Source organism: Kitasatospora sp. NPDC043949 (assembly GCF_056435365.1).
This window is the reverse complement of the sequence record NZ_JBWKEQ010000080.1, coordinates 21,932-28,104: the sequence shown is the minus strand read 5'-3', so window position 1 is coordinate 28,104 and position 6,173 is coordinate 21,932. Positions and strand designations below refer to the sequence as shown.

The following is a 6,173-nucleotide window of genomic DNA, read 5'->3' as shown; positions in this document are numbered from 1 at the left end:
TCCGCATATCGCATGCGAGACGGTCTACGCCGACAGGTGACCGTCCGTCAGTAAAACGGCAGATCCATCACCCCAAAGAGCAAATGTCAGTAACCATGTGTGTGCAACTCCTTCTCGTCGAGAAGGGGTCAATCCCCCCTGTGGCATGACGACGGTACAGGGGCCCTCCGTCAGTGCACTGACGCACCCTCCGTGTTCGCGGTCGCACGGCGGGTGGATGGGGGAGGAGGTCTTGTTACCGGCGGGTCGCTTCCCTATCATCACGGGTGTTACAGCTTTACTGTCAAACCCAGAAGGGTTCTGCAGCCAGTGCGTGACACGAACAGTCCGCCGGGCGCCACGGCCGCCGGCCCCGGCCCGTTGGCGGGGGTGCGGGTGGTCGAGCTCGCGGGGATCGGGCCGGGGCCGTTCGCGGCGATGCTGCTGGCCGACCTGGGCGCCGACGTGGTGCGGGTGGACCGGCCGGATCCGTCGCCGCTGGGCATCGACCCGGCGTACGACGTGACCAACCGGAACAAGCGGTCGGTGCTGGTCGACCTCAAGTCCCCGGCGGGGCCCGGCCTGGTGCTGGACCTGGTCGAGCGGGCGGACCTGCTGATCGAGGGCTACCGGCCCGGGGTCGCGGAGCGGCTCGGGGTCGGGCCGCAGGACTGCCTGGCCCGCAACCCGGCGCTGGTGTACGGGCGGATGACCGGGTGGGGGCAGCAGGGCCCGCGCGCCGCCAGCGCCGGGCACGACCTCGGGTACGCGGCGGTGGCCGGGGTGCTCGGCCTGGTCGCGGGGCCGGGCGGGCCCGAGGAGGCGCCCGGCATCCCGGCCAACCTGCTGGGCGACTACGCGGGCGGCTCGCTCTACCTGGTCGTCGGCCTGCTCGCCGGGCTGCACCACGCCAGGAGCACCGGCGCCGGCCAGGTCGTCGACGCCGCGATCGTGGACGGCGCGGCGCACCTGTCCAGCATGCTGTGGGGGCTGCTCGCGGCCGGCCACTGGCAGGACCGCCGGGGCGCCAACCTGCTGGACGGCGGCGCGCCGTTCTACGCGGTCTACCGGGCGGCCGACGGCGGACACCTGGCCGTGGGGGCGCTGGAACCGCAGTTCTACGCCGAGTTCGCCCGCCTGCTGGACCTCGGCCCGCAGGCACCCGGGCAGTACGACCTGGCCCGCTGGCCCGAACTGCGGGCCCTGATCGCCGACCGCTTCGCCACCCGGACCAGGGCCGAGTGGGAGGCCGTCTTCGCCGGGTCCGACGCCTGCGTGGAACCGGTGTTGACGCTGCGTCAGGCAGCCCGGGAGGAACACCTGTTGGCGCGCGGCACCTATGTCGAGGCGGGCGGCGTCACCCAGCCCGCCCCGGCCCCGCGCTTCTCCGCCACCCCCGGCACGCTGCGCCGCCCGCCGGCCCGGCCGGGCGCGGACACCGCCGAAGTGGCCCGCGACTGGGCCGTCCCATCCCTCAACTCCGATGCAGGACAAGGAGCGTAGCGTTGCAGCGCGAGATCTTCACCGAGCAGCACGAGGACTTCCGGGCCGCCGTGCGGGCCTTCCTCGCCAAGGAGGTGCTGCCGCACTACGACCGCTGGGAGAAGGCCGGCATCGTCGACCGCTCCGCCTGGCTGGCGGCCGGCCGCCAGGGCCTGCTCGGGATGGCCGTCCCCGAGGAGTACGGCGGCGGGGGCGCCCCGGACTTCCGCTACGCCGCCGTGTTGGCCGAGGAGTTCGCCCGGGCCGGCGCCTCCGGGCTGGCCGTCGGCCTGCACAACGACATCATCGGCCCCTACCTCACCTCGCTCGCCACCGAGGAGCAGAAGCGCCGCTGGCTGCCCGGCTTCTGCAGCGGCGAGCTGATCACCGCGATCGCGATGACCGAGCCCGGCACCGGCTCCGACCTCCAGGGCATCCGCACCCAGGCCGTCGACCGGGGCGACCACTACCTGCTCAACGGCGCCAAGACCTTCATCTCCAACGGCATCCTCGCCGACCTGGTGGTCGTGGTCGCCCGCACCACCCCCGAGGGCGGCGCGCACGGGCTGAGCCTGCTGGTGGTCGAGCGCGGCACGCCCGGCTTCGAGCGCGGCCGCAACCTGGACAAGATCGGCCAGAAGGCCCAGGACACCGCCGAGTTGTTCTTCGAGGACGTCAGGGTGCCGAAGGCGAACCTGCTCGGCGAGCTCAACGGCGGCTTCGTCCACCTGATGCAGAACCTCGCCCAGGAGCGGCTGACCATCGCGGCCGCGGCGATCGCCGGCGCCGAGTACCTGGTCGAGATCACCACCGACTACGTCAAGCAGCGCGAGGCCTTCGGCCGCCCGCTGGCCAAGCTCCAGCACGTGCGTTTCGAGATCGCCGAACTCGCCACCGAGTGCGCCGTCGCCCGGGCCTTCGTCGACCGCTGCATCACCGAGCACAACCGCTACGCGCTCACCCCGGTGGACGCCTCGATGGCCAAGTGGTGGGCCACCGAACTGCAGAAGCGCACCGCCGACCGCTGCCTCCAGCTGCACGGCGGGTACGGGTACATGAGCGAGTTCCCGGTCGCCCGGGCGTTCACCGACGGCCGGATCCAGACCATCTACGGCGGCACCACCGAGATCATGAAGGAGATCGTCGGCCGGTCCGTCCTCGGCTGAGACCTCCCGCGAAACCCCCTGCCCCGAAAGGCGTTTGACCGTGACCACCGAAGCGTACGTCTACGACGCGATCCGCACCCCGCGCGGCCGGGGCAAGGCCACCGGCTCGCTGCACGGCACCAAGCCGATCGACCTCGTCGTCGGCCTGATCCACGAACTGCGCAACCGGCACCCGGAGTTGGACCCGGCGGCGATCGACGACATCGTGCTCGGCGTGGTCAGCCCGGTCGGTGACCAGGGCTCCGACATCGCCCGGATCGCGGCCATCGCGGCCGGCCTGCCCGACACGGTGGCCGGCGTCCAGGAGAACCGCTTCTGCGCCTCTGGCCTGGAGGCCGTCAACCTGGCCGCCGCCAAGGTCCGTTCGGGCTGGGAGGACCTCATCCTGGCCGGCGGCGTCGAGTCGATGTCCCGGGTCAAGATGGCCTCCGACGGTGGCGCCTGGTTCGCGGACCCGATGACCGCGTACGAGACCAACTTCGTCCCGCAGGGCATCGGCGCCGACCTGATCGCCACCATCGAGGGCTTCTCCCGCACCGACGTGGACGCCTTCGCCGCCGAATCCCAGGCCCGCGCCGCCAAGGCGCAGGCGGACGGCCTGTTCGACCGCTCGGTGGTCCCGGTCCGCGACCGCAACGGCCTGGTCGTGCTGGAGCGCGACGAGTTCATCCGTCCCGGCACCACCGTCGAGACCCTGGCCGGCCTCAAGCCCTCCTTCGCCGGCATCGGCGAGGCCGGCGGCTTCGACGCCGTCGCCCTGCAGAAGTACCACTGGGTCGAGGCCATCGACCACGTCCACCACGCCGGCAACTCCTCCGGCATCGTCGACGGCGCCGCGCTCGTCGCCATCGGCAGCCGGGAGATCGGCGAGCGGTACGGGCTGCGCCCGCGCGCCCGGATCGTCTCCGCCGCCGTCTCCGGCTCCGAGCCCACCATCATGCTCACCGGCCCCGCCCCGGCCACCCGCAAGGCGCTCGCCAAGGCCGGGCTCACCGCCGCCGACATCGACCTGGTCGAGATCAACGAGGCCTTCGCGGCGGTCGCCCTGCGCTTCATCCGCGAACTGGGCTTCCGGTCCGAGCAGGTCAACGTCAACGGCGGCGCGATCGCCCTCGGCCACCCGCTCGGCGCCACCGGCGCGATGCTGCTCGGCACCGTGATCGACGAGTTGGAGCGGCGCGACCTGCGCTACGGCCTGATCACCCTCTGCGTGGGCGGCGGCATGGGCGTCGCCACCATCGTCGAGCGCATCTGACCCACTGTCCCTCGGATCCCCTCGGAGACCCTGAACTCATGAGCGACACCACCACCATCCGCTGGGAGCAGAACCAGGACGGCGTGGTCACCCTCGTCCTCGACGACCCGACCCAGTCCGTCAACACCATGAACGAGGCCTTCACCGCCGACCTCGATGCCGTCGTCGACCGGCTGGCCGGCCTCGCCGCCGCCGACGGGCTGCGCGGCGTCGTCGTCACCTCCGGGAAGAAGACCTTCTTCGCCGGGGGAGACCTCCGGCTGCTCTCCGCCGCCCGCCCCGAGGACGCCGCCGCCGTCTTCGAGAAGTCCCAGCGGATCAAGCGCGCGCTGCGCAGGCTGGAGACCCTCGGCAAGCCGGTCGTCGCCGCCGTCAACGGCAGCGCGCTCGGCGGCGGCCTGGAGATCGCCCTCGCCTGCCACCACCGGATCGCCCTGGACAACCCCGCCAGCCGGCTCGGCCTGCCCGAGGTCACCCTCGGCCTGCTGCCGGGCGGCGGCGGAGTGGTCCGCACGGTACGGCTGTTCGGCATCACCGACGCCCTGCTGAAGTTCCTCCTGGAGGGCCGCCAGTACCGCCCGGCGCAGGCCCTGGAACACGGGCTGGTCCACGAACTCGTGGCCACCCCGGAGGAGTTGACCGCCCGGGCGCGGGCCTGGATCGAGGCCAACCCGACCGCCGTCCAGCCCTGGGACGTCAAGGGCCACAAGATCCCCGGCGGCACCCCGGCGAACCCGGCGTTCGCCGCCAACCTGCCCGCCTTCCCGGCCAACCTGCGCAAGCAGCTGAACGGCGCGCCCTACCCGGCCCCGCGCAACATCCTGGCCGCCGCCGTGGAGAGCGCCCAGGTCGACATCGACACCGCGATGGCGATCGAGGCCCGCTACTTCACCGAGCTCGCCTGCGGACAGACCAGCAAGAACATGATCCAGACGCTGTTCTTCGACCTCCAGGCGGTCAACTCCGGCGCCGGCCGCCCCCAGGGCGTCGAGAAGCGACTCGTCCGCAAGGTCGCCGTGCTCGGCGCCGGGATGATGGGCGCGGGCATCGCCTACACCTGCGCCAAGGCCGGCATCGAGGTCGTGCTCAAGGACGTGAGCATGGCCGCCGCCGAACGCGGCAAGGCCTACTCCGCCGGGCTGCTGGACAAGGCGATCGCCCGCGGCCGATCCACCGAGGCCAAGCGGGACGCGCTGCTCGCCCGGATCACCCCCACCGCCGAGGCCGCGGACCTGGCCGGCTGCGACGCGGTGATCGAGGCCGTCTTCGAGAACACCGAGCTCAAGCACAAGGTGTTCCAGGAGGTCGAGGGCGTCCTCGCCCCCGACGCGCTGCTCTGCTCCAACACCTCCACCCTGCCGATCGGGCTGCTCGCCGAAGGCGTCGAGCGCACCGCGGACTTCATCGGGCTGCACTTCTTCTCCCCGGTCGACAAGATGCGCCTGGTCGAGATCATCCGCGGCCCGCAGACCGGCGACGAGGCCCTCGCCCGCGCCTTCGACCTGGTCCGGCAGATCGACCGGACCCCGATCGTGGTCAACGACTCGCGCGGCTTCTTCACCTCGCGGGTCATCGGCCAGTTCCTCAACGAGGGCGTCGCCATGGTCGGCGAGGGCGTCCCCCCGGCCAGCATCGAGCAGGCCGCCGCCCAGGCCGGCTACCCGGCCAAGGTGCTCTCGCTGATGGACGAGCTCACCCTCACCCTGCCGCGCAAGATCCGCGACGAGTACCGGCGCGCGGTCGAGGCCGCCGGCGGCGGCTGGACGCCCCACCCGGCCGACGCGGTGGTCGACCGGATGGTCGACGAGTTCGGCCGCCCCGGGCGCAGCGGCGGCGCCGGCTTCTACGAGTACGGCGAGGACGGCAAGCGCGGGCGGCTCTGGCCGGGGCTGCGCGAGCACTTCGGCGAGCCGGCCGCGGACGTCCCCTTCGAGGACCTCCTCTTCGAGGACCTCAAGGAGCGGATGCTGTTCAGCGAGGCGCTGGACTCGGTGCGCTGCCTGGAGGAGGGCGTGCTGACCTCGGTCGCCGACGCCAACGTGGGCTCCATCCTGGGCATCGGCTTCCCGGCCTGGACGGGCGGCGTGTTCCAGTACATCAACGGGTACGAGGGCGGCCCGGTCGGCTTCGCGGCCCGGGCCCGCGAACTCGCCGCCGCCTACGGCGAACGGTTCGCGCCGCCGGCGCTGCTGGAGCGGATCGCGGCGGAGGGGCGTACCTTTACCGACTGACCGTCAGGCCTGAGCGGGTGGGGCCGGGTGCCGGACGGCCCCACCCGGCTCCTCCTGCGG

The 6,173-nt window shown here is 72.4% G+C and carries 4 protein-coding genes; all 4 read left to right on the top strand.

The window, feature by feature from the left end; translation table 11 throughout:
• Nucleotides 1-309: 309 nt before the first annotated feature.
• Genes AC07AL_RS36485 through AC07AL_RS36470 form a run of 4 tightly spaced genes read left to right on the top strand, consistent with a single transcriptional unit; the run spans nucleotide 310 to nucleotide 6,113 of the window.
• Nucleotides 310-1,482, top strand: a complete 1,173-nt coding sequence (locus tag AC07AL_RS36485; RefSeq protein ID WP_478319457.1) for a CaiB/BaiF CoA transferase family protein — start codon at nucleotides 310-312, stop codon at nucleotides 1,480-1,482.
• Between the two features lie 2 nt (nucleotides 1,483-1,484).
• A complete protein-coding gene (locus AC07AL_RS36480) occupies nucleotides 1,485-2,627 on the top strand; it encodes an acyl-CoA dehydrogenase family protein (protein ID WP_478319456.1) in 1,143 nt (380 codons plus the stop codon).
• Between the two features lie 40 nt (nucleotides 2,628-2,667).
• The gene (locus AC07AL_RS36475; protein WP_478319455.1) at nucleotides 2,668-3,882 is read left to right on the top strand and encodes an acetyl-CoA C-acetyltransferase; all 1,215 of its coding nucleotides are present in this window, start codon (nucleotides 2,668-2,670) and stop codon (nucleotides 3,880-3,882) included.
• Nucleotides 3,883-3,920: 38 nt separating this feature from the next.
• The gene (locus AC07AL_RS36470) at nucleotides 3,921-6,113 is read left to right on the top strand and encodes a 3-hydroxyacyl-CoA dehydrogenase NAD-binding domain-containing protein (protein ID WP_478319454.1); all 2,193 of its coding nucleotides are present in this window, start codon (nucleotides 3,921-3,923) and stop codon (nucleotides 6,111-6,113) included.
• The last annotated feature ends 60 nt before the right edge of the window (nucleotides 6,114-6,173 follow it).

Coding starts and splice junctions, on each gene's coding strand:
- AC07AL_RS36470 (WP_478319454.1), top strand. CDS start 3,921: ATGAGCGACACCACCACCATCCGCTGGGAGCAGAACCAGGACGGCGTG.